The organism is Duganella sp. sic0402, assembly GCF_019219065.1.
In the GTDB taxonomy this organism is placed as follows: Bacteria; Pseudomonadota; Gammaproteobacteria; order Burkholderiales; family Burkholderiaceae_D; genus Rugamonas.
Genome location: NZ_JAHUWK010000002.1, coordinates 417,408 through 434,001, shown reverse-complemented (window position 1 = coordinate 434,001; position 16,594 = coordinate 417,408). Strand labels below are relative to the sequence as shown.

Sequence of the window (16,594 nt, the reverse complement as noted above, 5' to 3'; positions counted from 1 at the left end):
ATGAGGAGAACCCAACTATGTACGAAGATCGCATCCGCCGTCCGGCGCTCATGAACAAGCTGATGAGCGCGGAGCAGGCCGCCCTTTTATTCAAGGACGGCATGACAGTTGGTATGAGCGGCTTTACCCGAGCCGGTGATGCCAAGGCGCTGCCCGCAGCGTTGGTCGAGCGTGTGCGCTCGGCCCCGCTGCACCTGACACTGCTGACCGGCGCCTCGCTGGGCAATGACAGCGATGGCCTGATGGCCAATGCCGGCGTGGTCGCGCGCCGCATGCCGTTTCAGGCTGACGCCGCACTGCGCCGCAAGATCAATTCCGGCGAGGTGATGTTCATCGACCAGCACTTGTCGGAGACGGCCGAGCAGCTGCGCTCCGGCGATCTGAAGCCGGTGGATATCGCCGTCATTGAAGCGGTGGCGATTACGCCCGAAGGCGGCATTATCCCTACCATGTCGGTCGGGAACACTGCCAACTTCGTGCAGCAGGCCGGCAAGGTGATCGTCGAGATCAATCTGAGCGCGCCGCTGGCGCTGGAAGGCTTTCATGATATCTACGTGCCCGGTGCTCGTCCGTTCCGCGAAGCGATTCCGCTGCTGACGCCATCGCAGCGTATCGGCACAGAGGCGATCCCTGTAGATCCTGACCGCATTGCCGCGATTGTGATCACCGATAGCCCGGACAGTCCGTCCAACGCGCTGCCCCCAGACCAGGAGACCGACGCCATCGCGCGCCACGTCATCGCCTTCCTGGATGGCGAAGTGAAAGCAGGGCGTATGGACCTCTCGCTACGGCCGCTGCAAGCGGGCATCGGCACCATCGCCAACGCGGTGCTGCATGGCTTGATCGATTCGCCGTTCCACAACATGACCATGTATTCCGAGGTGCTACAGGATAGCGCCATCGAGCTGCTTGATTCGGGCCAGCTGAAGATGGCGTCGGCCTCGTCGATCACGCTGTCGGCGGCCATGCATGAAAAGTTCATCCGCAATATCGAGCAGTACCGCGAGCGCATTGTGCTGCGGCCGCAGGAGATCAGCAACCATCCGGAGATCGTGCGCCGGCTGGGCATCATCGCGCTGAACACGGCGCTGGAGTTCGACATCTACGGCAACGTCAATTCGACCCACGTCGGCGGCACGCATATGATGAACGGCATCGGCGGCTCGGGCGACTTTGCGCGCAATGGCCAGCTGTCGATTTTCGTCAGCAAGTCGGTGGCCAAGGATGGCGCGATTTCCAGCGTGGTGCCGTTTGCGGCGCACGTTGACCACACCGAGCATGATGTCGATGTGCTGGTGTCGGAATGGGGCCTGGCCGACCTGCGTGGCCTGGCGCCGCGTGAGCGCGCGCCGCTGATTATCGAGAACTGCGCGCACCCCGATTACCGTCCGCAGCTACGCGCCTATTTCGAGGAAGCGAAGCTGGGCGGCGGTCAGACGCCGCATGTGCTGGAACAGGCCTTGTCCTGGCATGCCCGCTACAAACGAGAAGGGAGCATGCTGGTAAAATAATGGTCATCAGTATTCACTTAATATTGGATCAACATGACCATTAAAATCAGCCAGAACTTCGACTCCGGCGCCATTGAAGTGCTGCGCGCCGATAGTGCTGCCACCATAGAACTGAACCTGCGCAAGGACTCCCACGCGGATATCCATCAGTGGTTCCACTTCCGCGTGCAGGGCGCGCGCGGCCAGAAGCTGACGATGCGCTTCCTGAACGCCGGCCAGGCGACCTACGCCAAGGGCTACGAAGACTATCAGGCGGTGGCCAGCTATGACACCGAGAACTGGTTCCGCGTGCCGACCAAGTTCGATGGCGCGGTCATGACGATCAACCATACGCCGGATACTGACAGCATCTACTACGCTTACTTCGAGCCGTATTCGTTCGAGCGCCATCTGCGCCTGCTGGGCGAGGTGGGCGAGCATCCGCTGGCGCGCGTGCATGATCTGGGTTCGACGGTCGATGGCCGCGATATGAACCTGGTGGTGATCGGCAAGCCGGAAGCGGAAAAGAAAATCTGGTTCATCGCACGCCAGCACCCTGGCGAGTCGATGGCCGAGTGGTTCATCGAAGGCCTGATCGATTCGCTGCTGGACGATGCCAATCCGATTGCCCGCAAGCTGTTGCAGACTTGCGTGTTCTACATCGTGCCAAACATGAACCCGGACGGCTCGGTGCGCGGCAATCTGCGCACCAATGCGGCTGGCGCGAACTTGAACCGCGAGTGGATGACGCCTTCGGTCGAACGCAGTCCTGAGGTGCTGTATGTGAAGCAGAAGATGCACGAAACCGGCATCGATATGTTCTTCGACATCCACGGCGATGAGGCGCTGCCTTACAACTTCGTAGCGGGCAATGAGATGCTGGAGAACTTCAGCGATGAGCGCCGCGCCAAGCAGCAGGCTTTCATTGATCGCTACAAGGATGCGTCGCCGGACTTCCAGGACAAGGTTGGCTATGCAGCCAGCAAGTACAAGGAAGACATGCTGACGCTGGCGTCGAAGTATGTCGGCCATCACTTCGGCTGCCTGGCGCTGACACTGGAAATGCCGTTCAAGGACAACGCTGACCTGCCTGATCCGAACGTGGGCTGGAATGGTGCGCGCAGCGCGGCGCTGGGTGCGGCCATCCTGCAACCGATTCTGCTGTCGCTGAACGACTACTGAGCATGGGCGTCGAGATCGAGCGCAAGTTCCTGCTGTCCGGGGATGGTTGGATGAAGCTTGGGGAGCCGGTGTTCTTCAAGCAGGGCTATCTGTCGTCGGACAAGCAGCGGGTGGTGCGCGTGCGCATTGAGGGCGAGCGGGCGGTGATTACGGTCAAGGGCGCCAACAAGGGCGCCACGCGCGGCGAGTGGGAATATGAGATTCCTGTTGCCGATGCGGCCGAGCTGCTCGACGGTTTGTGCGAGCGGCCGCTGATCGAGAAGTATCGCCGCCGGATTACGTTTGCCGGCAATGTGTGGGAAGTGGATGAGTTCCTCGGCGTGAACGCCGGCCTGGTGGTGGCGGAGATCGAATTGCAGTCGGAAGACCAGCAGTTCGACAAGCCGGGCTGGATCGGCGATGAAGTCACCGAAGATCTGCGCTATCTCAACTCGAACCTGATTAAGAAGCCGTTCTCCACTTGGTAGGATGGGTGTTTTGTCCTAAGCTGGATGCATGGACAACGACCGCCAAACTGCGCTGGAGATGCGCTTCGATACGATACTGCCGACCTTGGCCACCAAGTCGGATATCGAAGCTTTTCGTTCGGAAATGCACAAGATGGCCGCCGAGGGTTATCGCTGGATGGTTGCCTCGATGGTTGGCATGTTTCTCGGCTTTGGCGGCTTGTATTTCGCAGCCAGCAGGCAGGAAGCCAGGCCTATAGCCGTGCCTGTTCAGGCAGCGCAGGCTCAGCCGGCGCAAACACCGCCCGCCATCATTATCAATATCCCACCGCAGAAGTAAAAAGCCCCTCGAAGTGAGGGGCTTTTTACTTAGTGGAAGTGCTCGGTGCCGGCGGGGGCGTCTTCGGGCATTTCGGCGTGGGCCAGTTCGCCTTGCGGGTCGGCGAACAGCGGCGCACCGCAGTCGTCGCAGAACTCGACCACATAACGTTCGTTATGCTTCTTGATCTGCGTGATGCCGGCCTCGTTCAGGTGCGAGATGATGTCGTCCACCGGCGTGACCGGTTTTTGCACCGCAGTCAGCGCGCCCGGACCTTCCGGCGGCGTCCCTTCCTCATCTTCCTGGCCGTACAGCGGCCATACCACGCCGTAAATCACATCCGTTGACGAGCGTTGCGTGAACGCTACGCGATATTCGTCTACCTGCGCTTCGGCGCTTTCCTCGCCAAAGCCGGCGATCACCGCGCGCAGCTCCGTTGGTTCCACATCCAGCGTGTGGGTCAGGTAGTGCACGGCGGCGCGGATCGACACCGGACGGATCAGCTTGTCCGCCTCGCGGCAAGCCATGTAGTAGGCCTCCGGCAGCAGCAGTTCGACGCCGCAACCCGGCAGCAGACGGTTGACGGTTGGTGTCGCCTGCGTACGCCATTGCTCTAGCGCGCTGCTGCGCTCGGCGGCAAAGTTGGCCTGGTGCTCCGGCATCTGCCAGCGGAACAGCGGCGCGCCGGCTGGCGCCACCACGGCCACCAGCAGGTAGCGGGTGTCAGCCAGGAAGGGGGCGGTTTCCGGCACCTTGGTGTCGGCTTTCAGCGCCGTGCCCTTGAGCGCGGCCTGCGCCAGCTTTTGTACTTTGCCGTAGGTTTCCACGTGGCTGCGCGGCAGCTGATCGATGGAGAACAGCGTCGGCGACATCGCTAGCTGCGTGCCGTCCGCCAGCAGGTGCGCGGCGAAGTGCGCCGTCAGCGTTTGCAGGATGTCGGACGGGATCGCGCCGGAGGCAATAGCAAAGCGGGTCCAGGCCAGGATGGGCGCGGCCACCAGCAGCACGTCGAACGGCTTGCTGACGCCGTCGGCGGTGTCGATGGCGAGGTGGCTGGATTCGCTGACCGCTTCCACGCTGTCCATCAGCACGTCGTAGCCGTTCAGGTCTTCCTTGAACAGCGCGTTGAGGGTGGCGTCGATGGTGTCCTGGTGACCGGTCTTCAGGAGTTTCTGGAGCTGCGCATCGAGAGAGTGTTCCCAGGCCCGCTCTTCGATACGGCTGGCCGCCTGCCCGACAGCCTGGGCGTAGGTGGCGAGGCGCTGGCTCTCGGCAGACAGTTTTTGGGATGAAGCTTTAGATGAACGACGCATAGCGCAATAAGAGTCTCATTAAAAGTGAATAAACGGATCAGTCATGCAGATGATAACCCTTATGGCGCCTATTGTAGTTGATTCGGCAAACGTGCATAAAAAAAGCCGGGCAAGCCCGGCTTTTGAAGGTTGCCTGACTAACGCATTACGCAGCCAGCAGCTGGCGCAGCACGAACGGCAGGATACCGCCGTGCTTGTAGTAGTCGACTTCGATCGGGGTGTCGATACGCAGCAGTACTTTCACGTCCTGGCTGGTGCCGTCCTGGCGGTGGATCACCAGGGTGGCCAGCTGTTGCGGCTTGATCTCGCCGTCCAGGCCTTTCAGGTCATAGGTTTCCTTGCCGGTGATACCCAGCGATTCCACCGAATCGTTGCCGATGAATTGCAGCGGCAGCACGCCCATGCCCACCAGGTTGGAGCGGTGGATACGCTCGAAGGAACGCACGATCACCGCTTTCACGCCCAGCAGCTGGGTACCTTTGGCGGCCCAGTCGCGCGACGAGCCGGTGCCGTACTCTTCGCCGCCAAACACCATGGTCGGGGTGCCTGCCGCCACGTACTTCATGGCTGCGTCGTAGATCGACAGCTGTTCGCCCGATGGCTGGTGAATGGTGATGCCGCCTTCGACTGCGGAACCGTCGGCTTTCGGCGGGATCATCTTGTTCTTGATACGCACGTTGGCGAAGGTGCCGCGCATCATGATCTCGTGGTTGCCGCGGCGCGAGCCGTAGGAGTTGAAGTCGGCTTTCTGCACGCCGTTTTCCTTCAGCCATTTGCCGGCCGGGCCGTCTTCCTTGATCGAGCCGGCAGGCGAGATGTGGTCGGTGGTGATCGAATCGCCGAACACGCCCAGCGCGCGCGCGCCGCTGATGTTCGGGTTGGTCGCCTTCGGCGTCATCTCGAAGCCATCGAAGAACGGTGGCTCGGCGATGTAGGTCGAGGCAGGCCAGTTGTAGACCTGGCCTTCGGTCGACGATACGTGCTCCCACAGCTTGCCTGGATTGCCCTTGACGTCGGCGTAGTTGGTCTTGAAGACTTTGGCATTCATCGCAAACTTCATCAGCTTGGCGATTTCATGCGAGGTCGGCCAGATGTCGCCCAGGTACACATCCTTGCCGTTCTTGCCCTTGCCAACCGGCTGGGTCATCAGGTCAACGGTCATATTGCCGGCGATGGCGTAGGCAACCACCAGCGGTGGCGAAGCCAGGAAGTTGGAGCGGATATTCGGGTGAATACGCGCTTCAAAGTTACGGTTACCCGACAGCACGGCCGAAGCGACGATGTCGTTCGAGGTGATGGCGGCGTTCAGCTCAGGCGTCAGGTCGCCGGCGTTACCGATGCAGGTGGTGCAGCCGTAGGCAGTCACGCCAAAGCCCAGCTGTTCCAGGTAAGGCAGCAGGCCGGCGGCGGTCAGGTACTCGGTCACCACGCGCGAGCCAGGAGCCAGCGAGGTCTTGATGTGCGGTGCGACTTCCAGGCCGGCTTCCACGGCTTTCTTGGCCAGCAGGCCGGCGGCCAGCAGCACGCTCGGGTTCGAGGTGTTGGTGCACGAGGTGATCGCGGCGATCAGCACGTCGCCGTTCTTCACATTGACGCCGTTGGTGGTGGTATAGGTGGCGTTCAGGTCTTCCGGCTTTTTGTTGAAGCCGTTTTCCGAGGTCGGTTTTGAGAACAGTTCGGTGAAGTTGTTTTTCACGTTGCCGATTTCGATACGGTCTTGCGGACGCTTAGGACCGGCCAGCGACGGCGTCACGTCGGTCAAATTCAGTTCCAGCACGCGGGTGTAGTCGATGTCGCCGGCTTTGGAGACGCCGTACATGCCCTGCGCCTTGAAGTAGGCGGCGAAGGCGTCGATTTCCGCCTTGGTGCGGCCGGTGCCTTCGAAGTATTCGATGGTGGCGTCATCGACCGGGAAGAAGCCCATGGTGGCGCCGTATTCCGGCGCCATGTTGGCGATGGTGGCGCGGTCGGTGACCGACAGCGTCTCGGTGCCTTCGCCGAAGAACTCGACGAACTTGCCGACCACTTTGGCCTTGCGCAGCATTTCGGTGATGGTCAGCACCAGATCGGTCGCGGTGCAGCCTTCGCGCAGCACGCCGGTCAGGTTGACGCCGATCACGTCCGGGGTCAGGAAGTAGACTGGCTGGCCCAGCATGCCGGCTTCCGCCTCGATGCCGCCCACGCCCCAGCCAACCACGCCGATGCCGTTGATCATGGTGGTGTGCGAGTCGGTGCCGACCAGCGAGTCAGGGTAGTAGACGCCGCTGCTGTCCTTGTGGACGCCGCGCGCCAGGTATTCCAGGTTGACCTGGTGGACGATGCCGAAGCCCGGCGGCACCACGCCGAAGGTGTCGAAGGCTTGCATGCCCCATTTCATGAACTGGTAGCGCTCGTTGTTGCGCGAGAATTCCAGTTTCATGTTCAGGTCCAGCGCTTTGGGCTCGCGGAAGTGGTCGATGGTGACCGAGTGGTCGACCACCAGGTCAACCGGCACCAGCGGCTCGATTTTCTTGGCGTTGACGCCCATCTTGTAGGCGACGTTGCGCATTGCGGCCAGGTCGGCCAGCAGCGGCACGCCGGTGAAGTCCTGCAGCACCACGCGGGCGACGACGAACGGGATCTCGTCGGTGCGTTCGCCGGTCGGCGCCCAGTTGGCGACCTGTTTGACGTGTTCTTCGGTGACTTTCTTGCCATCGACGTTACGCAGTACGGATTCCAGCACCACGCGGATCGAGATCGGCAGGCGGGAGATTTTGGCGCCCAGGCTCTTTTCCAGGGCTGGCAGCGAGTAGAACTTGGCCGTCTTGCCAGCGATGTCGAATTCCTTAAGCGTGTTCAGAGTGTTGTGTGACATGACCTCTCCTTCGTATTGGGTATCGTCTAGTATTAAAAAGCGTGGTGTTGCGTTTTGGGACTGCGTTTATTGAAGCGTGTTGGCCGGCGTTTCGGTGATCGCCACTGGCTTCAGCTGCTCGGCATTGCGGCACTCGTTGGCCAGCTGGCGGTTCTGCTTGGAGTCCAGCAGCATGCCCTTGGCCGGGATACCGATCCAGATCAGGCCATACAGCTTGTTCTCGAAACGCTGGGCGCCGGTGGTGGTGCCAACGCGCGTCAGGCGGTGCAGGCGCTTCTTCCAGCGCAGCGCGATGTGGCCGTCGTCGCCAGCGTTCTGGTAGATGGTGATCTTGTTGCCCAGTTCGCAGTCGAAGTCGGTGGCGGCGGTATCGGTAATGACTGGCTCGTCCTCTTCCTCGTTCGGCGCTTTCGGCTCGACCGGCTTGGCGGCGGTTTTCTTGGCCTTGGTGGCAGGCTTTTTGGCGGCTTCCTTCTTGACTGGTTTCTTGACGTCGCTTTCGGCGTGGGCGCCGGCGGCAAGGGTCAGCGAGGCCAGCGCGAGGCTGCAGGCCATGAATAATTTGGAGATCGACATTAGTTTGCTTCCTGTGGCTGGTCGGTGGAGAGACCGTTGAACAGCGGCGCCACCGATTCTGGCAGGCTCAGGCCCGCCAGTTTGGCGCGCTGCAAAACGGTCCAATAATATCTATAGCTGGCACGGTCGTGCAAGCGCCCATTTTGGGAGATGGGACCCCATTGCACGGCTGCGGCTTCGTGCAGGATGGCGGCCGCCTCGCTCACTTCCGACAGGCGCGGCGTGAAGGTCTTGATGATCGGCTTGATCTGGTTCGGGTGGATGCTCCACATGCGCGTATAGCCGAATTCGGCGGCGGCGCGCTGAGCGTCATTGGCGGCCACCGCAGTGTCCTTGATTTCGGTGGTCACATTATGCGACGGCACTTTGCCGTGCGCGTGGCAGGCGGCGGCGATGTCCAGCTTGGCGCGCACCACCAGCGGATGGGTGAACTGGCCGGGCGTGCGCATTGCCGCGCCGGGGATCGCGCCGTAGTGCGACGAGACGAAGTCCATGATGCCGAACGACAGGCACTGCACCTGGGGCAGGGCGGCGATGGCGTAGACATCGTGCAGCGCGCCGTGAGTCTCGATCAGCACGTGCACCGGCAGGTCCTTGCGGCCGGCCTTGCCGGCGTGGGTGTTAATCAGCTTGATGGCGCGTGCCAGCTCGTCGATGCCGTTGACCTTGGGGATGACGATGTAGGCCAGCCGTTTGGCGGCGGCGCAGATGATCTCGACGTCCTGCGCAAAATAAGGGCTGGCGATATCGTGCACGCGCGCGCCGATGCGGTTGAAGCGGTTGTCGTCGGAGTTGAGCAGCTCGACCACCAGCCGGGCGTGGGCTTCCTCGTTGCCGGCGCTGGCGCCGTCTTCGCAATCGAGGGTGATGTCGAACAGTGGACCAAGTTCTTGTTGCAGGGCGATCGACTTGCGCATCAGCTTTTCGGAGCCGGCGTAGTGATCACAGGCTGGCAGCAGCAGTGGCTGGCGGTTACCCTGGAATAAAACCTCGGATGGGTGCATGCGGGTAGGGTCTGATAATCGGTCGGTAGAAGAAATAACCGCCGCGCTGCTCTCGGCAGCGCGGCGGGTGCGGCGGATCGGTTGTTTAACCGGTTCCACGAAAGGGGAAGAAGCTTACGGCAGCAGGTGCTTGACGCCTTCGCGCTCTTCGGTCAGTTCTTTCAGGGTCAGGTTGATGCGCTCTTGCGAGAAGGCGTCGATGTCCAGGCCTTGAACGATTTTGTATTCGCCGTTTTCGGTGGTCACAGGGAAGCCGAACACGATGCCTTCAGGGATGCCGTACGAACCATCCGAAGGAACACCCATGGTGGTCCACTTGCCGTTGGTGCCGACGTGCCAGTCATGCACGTGGTCGATGGCGGCGTTGGCGGCCGAAGCAGCCGACGACAGGCCGCGCGCTTCGATGATCGCTGCACCGCGTTTGCCGACGGTAGGCAGGAAGGTGTTGGCGTTCCATTCCTGATCGTTGATCAGGTCTTTGACGTTTTTGCCGCCTACGGTAGCGAAGCGGTAGTCAGCATACATGGTCGGCGAGTGATTGCCCCATACGGTCAGCTTCTCGATGTCTTTCACCTGGGTGCCGGTTTTGGCAGCCACTTGCGACAGCGCGCGGTTGTGGTCCAGGCGCAGCATGGCGGTGAAGTTCTTGGCTGGCAGCGATGGCGCCGATTTCATGGCGATGTAGGCGTTGGTGTTGGCTGGGTTGCCGACCACCAGCACTTTGACGTTGCGCGAAGCGACCGCGTCCAGTGCTTTGCCCTGGGCGGTGAAGATCTGCGCGTTGGCTTCCAGCAGGTCTTTACGCTCCATGCCTGGGCCGCGCGGACGGGCGCCGACCAGCACTGCGTAGTCGACATCCTTGAAGGCGGTCAGCGGGTCGGAGTGGGCGGTCATTTCAGCCAGCAGCGGGAATGCGCAATCGTCGATCTCCATCATGACGCCCTTCAGCGCCTTCTGTGCCTTCTCGTCGGCGATTTCCAGCAGTTGCAGAATAACTGGTTGATCTTTGCCGAGCATGTCGCCGTTGGCGATGCGGAACAGCAGTGCGTAACCGATTTGACCAGCGGCGCCGGTGACAGCAACGCGCAATGGGGTTTTAGCCATGATGAATCTCCAAAGTGTGTAAGTAAAACGTTCTTGAAGCTGGACCGTCGGCCGGTCCGGGAAATCGTAATCATACTGCAAAATTAGACGCTTATAATGATGTATCTATAAGTGCTGGCGGGGAGTGTAGGCCTGCCGCCACTATCTGTCAATCCTATCTTATGTCTTATATAAGACAGATAAGTTATTGCCGTTTTTTCTGGACGGCACTGTTCATTTGTGGTGAAATCTTGGTCTATGAGTTCCGCGCCACCCAATCCGAGCCACAATGCTACCGCTGCAAGCGCCGGTAGTGCTGCCTCAGTGTCGCCTACTTTCTCCCCGCTTTACCAGCAAATCAAGGCCTTGATCACCAAGAGCCTGCAGTCCGGCGAATGGAAGCCGGGTGAACTGATTCCCAGCGAAGTCGAACTGGCCAACCGCTTCAAGGTCAGCCAGGGTACCGTGCGCAAGGCGATCGACGAGCTGGCTGCCGAGAACCTGGTGATGCGCAAGCAGGGCAAGGGGACCTTCGTCTCCACCCACCACGAGGAGCGTGCCCAGTTCCGTTTCCTGCGGCTGATGCCCGACGAGGGCGTGCCGCATCCGGGTGTCAGCCAGTTCATCGAAGTCAAACGCACCCGCGCGCCGGCCGACGTGGCGCGCCTGCTGGACCTGAAGTCCGGCGACGCCGTGATCTTTGTCAAGCGCGTGCAGCATTTTGACGGCGTGCCGACCATTGTCGAGGAGCTGTGGCTGCCGGGTATCACTTTTAAGGGGCTGACTGCGGAACGGCTGGAGGAGTATAAAGGTCCCATGTACGGGCTGTTTGAATCCGAATTCGGCACGCGCATGATACGTGCCACTGAAAAAATCCGCGCCGTCTGCGCCGCCGAAGGCGATGCCGCGCTGTTGAAAATTGCCGTGAATACGCCGCTGCTGGCGTCGGAGCGGGTCTCGTTTACCTATGGCGACAAGCCGGTCGAGCTGCGCCGCGGCCTGTACCTGACCGAGCGCCATCACTATCACAACGAGTTGAATTGAAGGAGACGCAGCGCAGGGGCGCCGGTCATACGCCCGTAGCATTGTTGCGCTGATAATACGTTGAGCTACAGAAAGTAGCCGCCAGTTGTGATGCCGACCACTATTTTTATTATATGTAACAATAGATATTGGTTATGAGAGTGGAAATCGGCGAAAATCGCAGTCTTACCAAAATTTTGTATTAGCCTGAGGAGGTCTTGTTATGTCAGAAGCCGTAAGGGAAGCCCCTAAAAAAGAACGGCCGGAGTTCCGTAACATTCATGTTACCGAACTGTCCAACTACCGTATGACGCCAGCTGCTTATGTGTCCATCCTGCACCGTATTTCCGGCGTCGGCATGTTCCTGCTGCTGCCATTCGTGCTGTATCTCTTGCAGAATTCCCTGCGTTCCGAGATCTCTTTCGCTTACTACGAAGGTTTCGTCACCTACCCGCTGGTCAAAGTGATCATCCTGGGTCTGAGCTGGAGCTTCCTGCACCATATGTGCGCCGGCATTCGCCACCTGGTGATGGACTTGCACATTGGCCTGGACAAACAGTCCGCGCGTAAATCGTCGATCACCGTCCTGGTCATCAGCCTGGTGCTGACCGCCCTGATCGCCCTGAAACTGTTTGGAGTATTCTGAAATGTCCATCAACGATAACGGTATCGGCCCTAAGCGCCGCGTTGTAGGCGCCCACTACGGCGTCAAGGACTGGCTGGTGCAGCGCGTCACCGCAGTCATCATGGTGGCATACACCGCCATCCTGCTGCTGGCTTTCCTGACCGGCCAGAATTTCACCTATGAAGGCTGGGCCGGCCTGTTCGCCCAGCAATGGTTCAAACTGATCAGCGCCGTGACGCTGATCGGCCTGTTCTACCACGCCTGGGTAGGCATGCGTGACGTCTGGATGGACTATGTGCGCGCCGTTGGCCTGCGCCTGTTCCTGCAAATCGCCACCATCGCCTGGCTGATCGGCTGTGCCGTGTGGTCGATTCAAATTATCTGGAGTGTGTAATCGTGGCAGCTATTAAATCTGGTATTCCAACCCGCCGCTTTGACGCGGTAATCGTCGGCGCCGGCGGCTCCGGCATGCGCGCATCGCTGCAACTGGCCGAAGCCGGCCTGAATGTGGCGGTGCTGTCGAAAGTCTTCCCGACCCGCTCGCACACCGTGGCTGCCCAGGGCGGCATCGGCGCTTCGCTGGGCAATATGGCGGAAGACAACTGGTTCTGGCATATGTTCGACACCGTTAAAGGCGGCGACTACCTGGGCGACCAGGATGCGATCGAATTCATGTGCCGCGAAGCACCGAAGGTGGTCTACGAGCTGGAACACTTCGGCATGCCGTTCGACCGTAATCCTGACGGCACCATCTATCAGCGTCCGTTCGGCGGCCATACCGCCAACTTCGGTGAAAAAGCGGTGCAGCGCGCCTGCGCCGCCGCTGACCGTACCGGCCACGCACTGCTGCACACGCTGTATCAGCGCAACGTCAAGGCCCGCACCCACTTCTTCGTTGAGTGGATGGCGCTGGACCTGATCCGCGACGCCGAAGGCGATGTGGTTGGCGTGGTCGCGCTGGAAATGGAAACCGGCGATGTCATGATCCTGGAAGCCAAGACCACCATCTTCGCTACCGGTGGCGCCGGCCGTATCTTCGCCGCGTCGACCAATGCCTTCATCAACACCGGCGACGGCATGGGCATGGCGGCACGCGCCGGCCTGCCGCTGCAGGACATGGAATTCTGGCAGTTCCACCCGACCGGCGTGGCCGGCGCGGGCGTGCTGATCACCGAAGGTGTACGCGGTGAGGGCGGTATCCTGATCAACTCGGAAGGCGAACGCTTCATGGAGCGCTATGCGCCGACGCTGAAAGACCTGGCGCCGCGCGACTTCGTGTCCCGCTCGATGGACCAGGAGATCAAGGAAGGCCGCGGCTGCGGTCCGAACAAAGACCACGTCATGCTGGACCTGCGCCACATCGGCAAGGACACCATCGAGAAGCGTCTGCCATCGATTCTGGAAATCGGCCACAAGTTCGCCAACGTCGATGCGACCAAGGAACCAATTCCAGTCGTGCCGACCATCCACTATCAGATGGGCGGCATCCCGACCAATATCCACGGTCAGGTCGTTACGCCGAACGGCGACGGCACGCAGAAAGTGGTCAACGGCCTGTACGCGATCGGCGAATGCGCCTGCGTATCGGTGCACGGCGCCAACCGCCTGGGCACCAACTCGCTGCTGGACCTGGTGGTATTCGGCCGCGCGGCCGGCAACCACGTGGTCGCATCGAACCTGAAGCAGAAGGAAAACAAACCGCTGCCGAAGGACGCCGCCGACTTCGCGCTGAACCGCCTGAACAAGCTGGAAACCTCGACCGGCGGCGAAAAAGTGCAGGGCGTCGCCAACGACATCCGCGCTTCGATGCAGAAGTTCTGTGGCGTGTTCCGTACCGACGACATGCTGCAAAAAGGCGTCGAAGAGATCATGAAACTGGACGAGCGCCGCAAGCACGTCTCGTTCAAGGACAAGTCGAAAGTGTTCAACACCGCCCGCGTGGAAGCACTGGAACTGGACAACCTGATCGAGACCGCGAAAGCCACCATCGTCTCGGCAGCAGCGCGTAAAGAATCGCGCGGCGCCCACGCCCACGACGATTACCCGCACCGCGACGACGACAACTGGATGAAGCATACCCTGTGGTACTCGGAAGGCAACCGACTGGATTACAAAGCAGTCGTGACCAAGCCGCTGACGGTTGATACCTTCAAACCGAAACCACGTACTTTCTAAGGCTATATAACATGGCACGCACTCTTAAACTGAAAATTTACCGTTACGATCCGGACCAGGACGCCAAGCCGTACATGCAGGACGTCACCGTCGAGTTGAAAGACACCGACAAGATGCTGCTGGACGCGCTGCAACGCATCAAGTCCGACGTGGATGACTCGCTGGCCCTGCGCCGCTCGTGCCGCGAAGGCGTGTGCGGTTCGGACGCGATGAACATCAACGGCAAGAACGGCCTGGCCTGCACCACCAACCTGAACGAGCTGACCGAGCCTATCGTGCTGCGTCCGCTGCCAGGCCTGCCGGTGATCCGCGACCTGATCGTCGACATGACCCAGTTCTTCAAACAGTACGATTCGATCAAGCCTTACCTGATCAACGAATCGATCCGTCCTGAAAAAGAACGCCTGCAAACCCCGGAACAGCGCGAAGAGCTGGACGGCCTGTACGAGTGCATCCTGTGCGCGTGCTGCTCGACTTCGTGCCCGTCGTTCTGGTGGAATCCGGACAAGTTCGTCGGTCCTGCCGGCCTGCTGCAAGCCTACCGCTTCATCGCCGACTCGCGCGACGAAGCCACCGGCCAGCGTCTGGACAACCTGGAAGATCCATACCGCTTGTTCCGCTGCCACTCGATCATGAACTGCGTCGATGTCTGCCCTAAAGGTCTGAACCCGAACAAGGCAATCGGCAAAATCAAAGAGCTGATGGTACGCCGCGCAATCTAACGCGCACACTGCGGGCGGCAGCATCAGCGCCGCCCGTTTTTGTTTTACGGTTTTAGAATCTGCGCTCCAGCAAGAACGGCGCGCACAGTGTAAAGTTAAAGCTTATGACTGAAACGAATCACGCAGCGCATCAGTCCGACCCAGCCAACCGTGCCCGCCTGCGCTGGCGCGCCCGCCGGGGTCTGCTGGAAAACGACATCATCCTCACCCGTTTTCTGGATGCGCGTGAAACTGAATTGACCGACGAGGAAGTGGACGCTTTAACGCGGCTCCTCGACTTGTCGGACAATGCCCTGATGGATCTGGTACTGGCCCGTAAGGAGCCGGAAGGCGAAATTGACCTGCCGCACGTTCGCGCGTTGCTGCAGCAGTTGCGCCAAGCGTAAGCAGCACACCCAGTTTCTTTTTACTTGCATCATCTCTCCAAGAAGGAAGAGTCCATGAATATCTCTGATAACAAAGCCACTCTCTCGTTCTCCGATGGCAGCGCATCGGTCGAATTCCCGATCTACAAAGGTACCGTTGGTCCTGACGTCGTCGACATCCGTAAGCTGTACGGCGCGACCGGCAAGTTCACCTACGATCCAGGCTTTATGTCGACCGCAGCGTGCAACTCGTCGATCACCTACATCGACGGCGACAAGGGCGAACTGCAATATCGCGGCTACCCGATCGAACAGCTGGCGGTCAACGCCGACTTCATGGAATCGTGCTACCTGCTGCTGAACGGCGAACTGCCGAACGCAGTGGAGAAAAAAGAATTCGTCGACACCGTCACCAAGCACACCATGGTGCACGAGCAGATGCAATTCTTCTTCCGCGGCTTCCGTCGCGACGCGCACCCGATGTCGGTACTGGTCGGCACCGTCGGCGCGCTGGCTTCGTTCTACCACGACTCGCTGGACATCAACGATGCCAAGCACCGTGAAGTGTCGGCGATCCGCCTGATCGCCAAGATGCCTACCCTGGTGGCGATGGCGTACAAATACTCGATCGGCCAGCCGTTCGTGTACCCACGCAACGACCTGTCGTACTCGGCCAACTTCATGCGCATGATGTTCGGCAATCCATGCGAAGAATACAAAGTCAACGACGTGCTGGTGCGCGCGCTGGACCGTATCCTGATCCTGCACGCTGACCACGAGCAGAATGCTTCGACCTCGACCGTGCGTCTGGCCGGTTCGTCGGGCGCCAACCCGTTCGCCTGTATCGCTGCCGGTATCGCCTGCCTGTGGGGCCCTGCCCACGGCGGCGCCAACGAAGCGGCGCTGACCATGCTGAAAGAAATCGGCTCGGTGGATAACATCCCGGCCTTCATCGCTCAGGTCAAAGACAAGAACTCCGGCGTCAAGCTGATGGGCTTCGGTCACCGCGTCTACAAAAACTTCGACCCGCGTGCGAAGCTGATGCGCGAAACCTGCTACGAAGTGCTGAACGAACTGGGCCTGCAAGACGACCCGCTGTTCAAACTGGCGATGGAACTGGAAAAGATTGCACTGAACGACGAATACTTCGTTTCGCGCAAACTGTACCCGAATGTCGACTTCTACTCGGGCATCGTGCAATCGGCGCTGGGCATCCCAGTGTCGCTGTTCACCGGCATCTTCGCGATGGCGCGTACCATCGGCTGGATCGCTCAGTGGAACGAAATGATCGCCGATCCAGAGCAGAAAATCGGCCGTCCACGTCAGCTGTTCATCGGCTCGACCGTACGCGACGTACCACCACTGGACAAGCGTTAATCCACGCTGGCAGCGAGTGCAAAAAACGGGCTTCGGCCCG

General features: G+C 60.3%; 16 protein-coding genes. 11 read left to right on the top strand and 5 right to left on the bottom strand.

Translation table 11 applies throughout. The features are described from left to right. The first annotated feature begins 17 nt into the window (after positions 1 to 17). From KW842_RS07540 to KW842_RS07525, 4 genes are read left to right on the top strand one after another with little or no spacing between them, the layout of a single operon-like run. Positions 18 to 1,511 carry an acetyl-CoA hydrolase/transferase family protein gene (locus KW842_RS07540; protein WP_218303469.1) on the top strand — a complete coding sequence of 498 codons (1,494 nt, stop codon included), beginning with the start codon at positions 18 to 20 and terminating at the stop codon, positions 1,509 to 1,511. Positions 1,512 to 1,544: 33 nt separating this feature from the next. After that, a complete protein-coding gene (locus KW842_RS07535) occupies positions 1,545 to 2,672 on the top strand; it encodes a M14-type cytosolic carboxypeptidase (RefSeq protein ID WP_218303468.1) in 1,128 nt (375 codons plus the stop codon). Between the two features lie 2 nt (positions 2,673 to 2,674). Next, positions 2,675 to 3,139 carry a CYTH domain-containing protein gene (locus KW842_RS07530; protein ID WP_218303467.1) on the top strand — a complete coding sequence of 155 codons (465 nt, stop codon included), beginning with the start codon at positions 2,675 to 2,677 and terminating at the stop codon, positions 3,137 to 3,139. Positions 3,140 to 3,167: 28 nt separating this feature from the next. Beyond that, positions 3,168 to 3,458 (top strand): hypothetical protein, encoded by a 291-nt coding sequence (locus tag KW842_RS07525; RefSeq protein WP_218303466.1) that lies wholly within the window; start codon positions 3,168 to 3,170, stop codon positions 3,456 to 3,458. A 29-nt stretch (positions 3,459 to 3,487) separates the two neighbouring features. On the opposite strand, the gene KW842_RS07520 is transcribed toward KW842_RS07525, so the two are convergent. The 5 genes from KW842_RS07520 to KW842_RS07500 all read right to left on the bottom strand — a co-directional run bounded on the left by KW842_RS07520 (position 3,488) and on the right by KW842_RS07500 (position 10,288). Further along, positions 3,488 to 4,750 (bottom strand): DUF2863 family protein, encoded by a 1,263-nt coding sequence (locus tag KW842_RS07520; RefSeq protein ID WP_218303465.1) that lies wholly within the window; start codon positions 4,748 to 4,750, stop codon positions 3,488 to 3,490. A gap of 145 nt (positions 4,751 to 4,895) precedes the next feature. After that, positions 4,896 to 7,604, bottom strand: a complete 2,709-nt coding sequence (gene acnA / locus KW842_RS07515) for an aconitate hydratase AcnA (protein ID WP_218303464.1) — start codon at positions 7,602 to 7,604, stop codon at positions 4,896 to 4,898. A gap of 66 nt (positions 7,605 to 7,670) precedes the next feature. Continuing rightward, positions 7,671 to 8,180, bottom strand: a complete 510-nt coding sequence (locus tag KW842_RS07510; RefSeq protein WP_218303463.1) for a hypothetical protein — start codon at positions 8,178 to 8,180, stop codon at positions 7,671 to 7,673. Further along, the gene (locus tag KW842_RS07505; RefSeq protein WP_218303462.1) at positions 8,180 to 9,184 is read right to left on the bottom strand and encodes a CoA ester lyase; all 1,005 of its coding nucleotides are present in this window, start codon (positions 9,182 to 9,184) and stop codon (positions 8,180 to 8,182) included. The genes KW842_RS07510 and KW842_RS07505 overlap by 1 nt, the downstream gene beginning before the upstream one ends. 114 nt (positions 9,185 to 9,298) lie before the next feature. Further along, positions 9,299 to 10,288, bottom strand: coding sequence for a malate dehydrogenase (locus tag KW842_RS07500; RefSeq protein ID WP_218303461.1), 990 nt, complete (start codon positions 10,286 to 10,288; stop codon positions 9,299 to 9,301). Positions 10,289 to 10,525: 237 nt separating this feature from the next. On the opposite strand from KW842_RS07500, the gene KW842_RS07495 reads away from it, so the two are divergent. The 7 genes from KW842_RS07495 to gltA all read left to right on the top strand — a co-directional run bounded on the left by KW842_RS07495 (position 10,526) and on the right by gltA (position 16,554). Continuing rightward, on the top strand, positions 10,526 to 11,311 hold the full coding sequence (locus KW842_RS07495) for a GntR family transcriptional regulator (RefSeq protein ID WP_218303460.1): 786 nt from the start codon (positions 10,526 to 10,528) through the stop codon (positions 11,309 to 11,311). 202 nt (positions 11,312 to 11,513) lie between these two features. Next, a complete protein-coding gene (gene sdhC, locus KW842_RS07490; protein ID WP_218303459.1) occupies positions 11,514 to 11,936 on the top strand; it encodes a succinate dehydrogenase, cytochrome b556 subunit in 423 nt (140 codons plus the stop codon). A 1-nt stretch (position 11,937) separates the two neighbouring features. Then, positions 11,938 to 12,309 carry a succinate dehydrogenase, hydrophobic membrane anchor protein gene (sdhD, locus tag KW842_RS07485; protein WP_218303458.1) on the top strand — a complete coding sequence of 124 codons (372 nt, stop codon included), beginning with the start codon at positions 11,938 to 11,940 and terminating at the stop codon, positions 12,307 to 12,309. Positions 12,310 to 12,311: 2 nt separating this feature from the next. Then, the gene (sdhA, locus tag KW842_RS07480; RefSeq protein ID WP_218303457.1) at positions 12,312 to 14,090 is read left to right on the top strand and encodes a succinate dehydrogenase flavoprotein subunit; all 1,779 of its coding nucleotides are present in this window, start codon (positions 12,312 to 12,314) and stop codon (positions 14,088 to 14,090) included. Between the two features lie 11 nt (positions 14,091 to 14,101). Beyond that, the gene (locus tag KW842_RS07475; protein WP_218303456.1) at positions 14,102 to 14,812 is read left to right on the top strand and encodes a succinate dehydrogenase iron-sulfur subunit; all 711 of its coding nucleotides are present in this window, start codon (positions 14,102 to 14,104) and stop codon (positions 14,810 to 14,812) included. Positions 14,813 to 14,916: 104 nt separating this feature from the next. Beyond that, positions 14,917 to 15,198, top strand: a complete 282-nt coding sequence (locus tag KW842_RS07470; RefSeq protein WP_090176585.1) for a succinate dehydrogenase assembly factor 2 — start codon at positions 14,917 to 14,919, stop codon at positions 15,196 to 15,198. A gap of 54 nt (positions 15,199 to 15,252) precedes the next feature. Beyond that, on the top strand, positions 15,253 to 16,554 hold the full coding sequence (gene gltA, locus KW842_RS07465; RefSeq protein WP_218303455.1) for a citrate synthase: 1,302 nt from the start codon (positions 15,253 to 15,255) through the stop codon (positions 16,552 to 16,554). Positions 16,555 to 16,594: the final 40 nt, after the last annotated feature.

Excerpts from the sequence above, each read along its gene's own strand:
- KW842_RS07540 (WP_218303469.1), top strand. The coding sequence starts at position 18 with ATGTACGAAGATCGCATCCGCCGTCCGGCGCTCATGAACAAGCTGATG.
- KW842_RS07535 (WP_218303468.1), top strand. The coding sequence starts at position 1,545 with ATGACCATTAAAATCAGCCAGAACTTCGACTCCGGCGCCATTGAAGTG.
- KW842_RS07530 (WP_218303467.1), top strand. The coding sequence starts at position 2,675 with ATGGGCGTCGAGATCGAGCGCAAGTTCCTGCTGTCCGGGGATGGTTGG.
- KW842_RS07525 (WP_218303466.1), top strand. The coding sequence starts at position 3,168 with ATGGACAACGACCGCCAAACTGCGCTGGAGATGCGCTTCGATACGATA.
- KW842_RS07520 (WP_218303465.1), bottom strand. The coding sequence starts at position 4,750 with ATGCGTCGTTCATCTAAAGCTTCATCCCAAAAACTGTCTGCCGAGAGC.
- acnA (WP_218303464.1), bottom strand. The coding sequence starts at position 7,604 with ATGTCACACAACACTCTGAACACGCTTAAGGAATTCGACATCGCTGGC.
- KW842_RS07510 (WP_218303463.1), bottom strand. The coding sequence starts at position 8,180 with ATGTCGATCTCCAAATTATTCATGGCCTGCAGCCTCGCGCTGGCCTCG.
- KW842_RS07505 (WP_218303462.1), bottom strand. The coding sequence starts at position 9,184 with ATGCACCCATCCGAGGTTTTATTCCAGGGTAACCGCCAGCCACTGCTG.
- KW842_RS07500 (WP_218303461.1), bottom strand. The coding sequence starts at position 10,288 with ATGGCTAAAACCCCATTGCGCGTTGCTGTCACCGGCGCCGCTGGTCAA.
- KW842_RS07495 (WP_218303460.1), top strand. The coding sequence starts at position 10,526 with ATGAGTTCCGCGCCACCCAATCCGAGCCACAATGCTACCGCTGCAAGC.
- sdhC (WP_218303459.1), top strand. The coding sequence starts at position 11,514 with ATGTCAGAAGCCGTAAGGGAAGCCCCTAAAAAAGAACGGCCGGAGTTC.
- sdhD (WP_218303458.1), top strand. The coding sequence starts at position 11,938 with ATGTCCATCAACGATAACGGTATCGGCCCTAAGCGCCGCGTTGTAGGC.
- KW842_RS07475 (WP_218303456.1), top strand. The coding sequence starts at position 14,102 with ATGGCACGCACTCTTAAACTGAAAATTTACCGTTACGATCCGGACCAG.
- KW842_RS07470 (WP_090176585.1), top strand. The coding sequence starts at position 14,917 with ATGACTGAAACGAATCACGCAGCGCATCAGTCCGACCCAGCCAACCGT.
- gltA (WP_218303455.1), top strand. The coding sequence starts at position 15,253 with ATGAATATCTCTGATAACAAAGCCACTCTCTCGTTCTCCGATGGCAGC.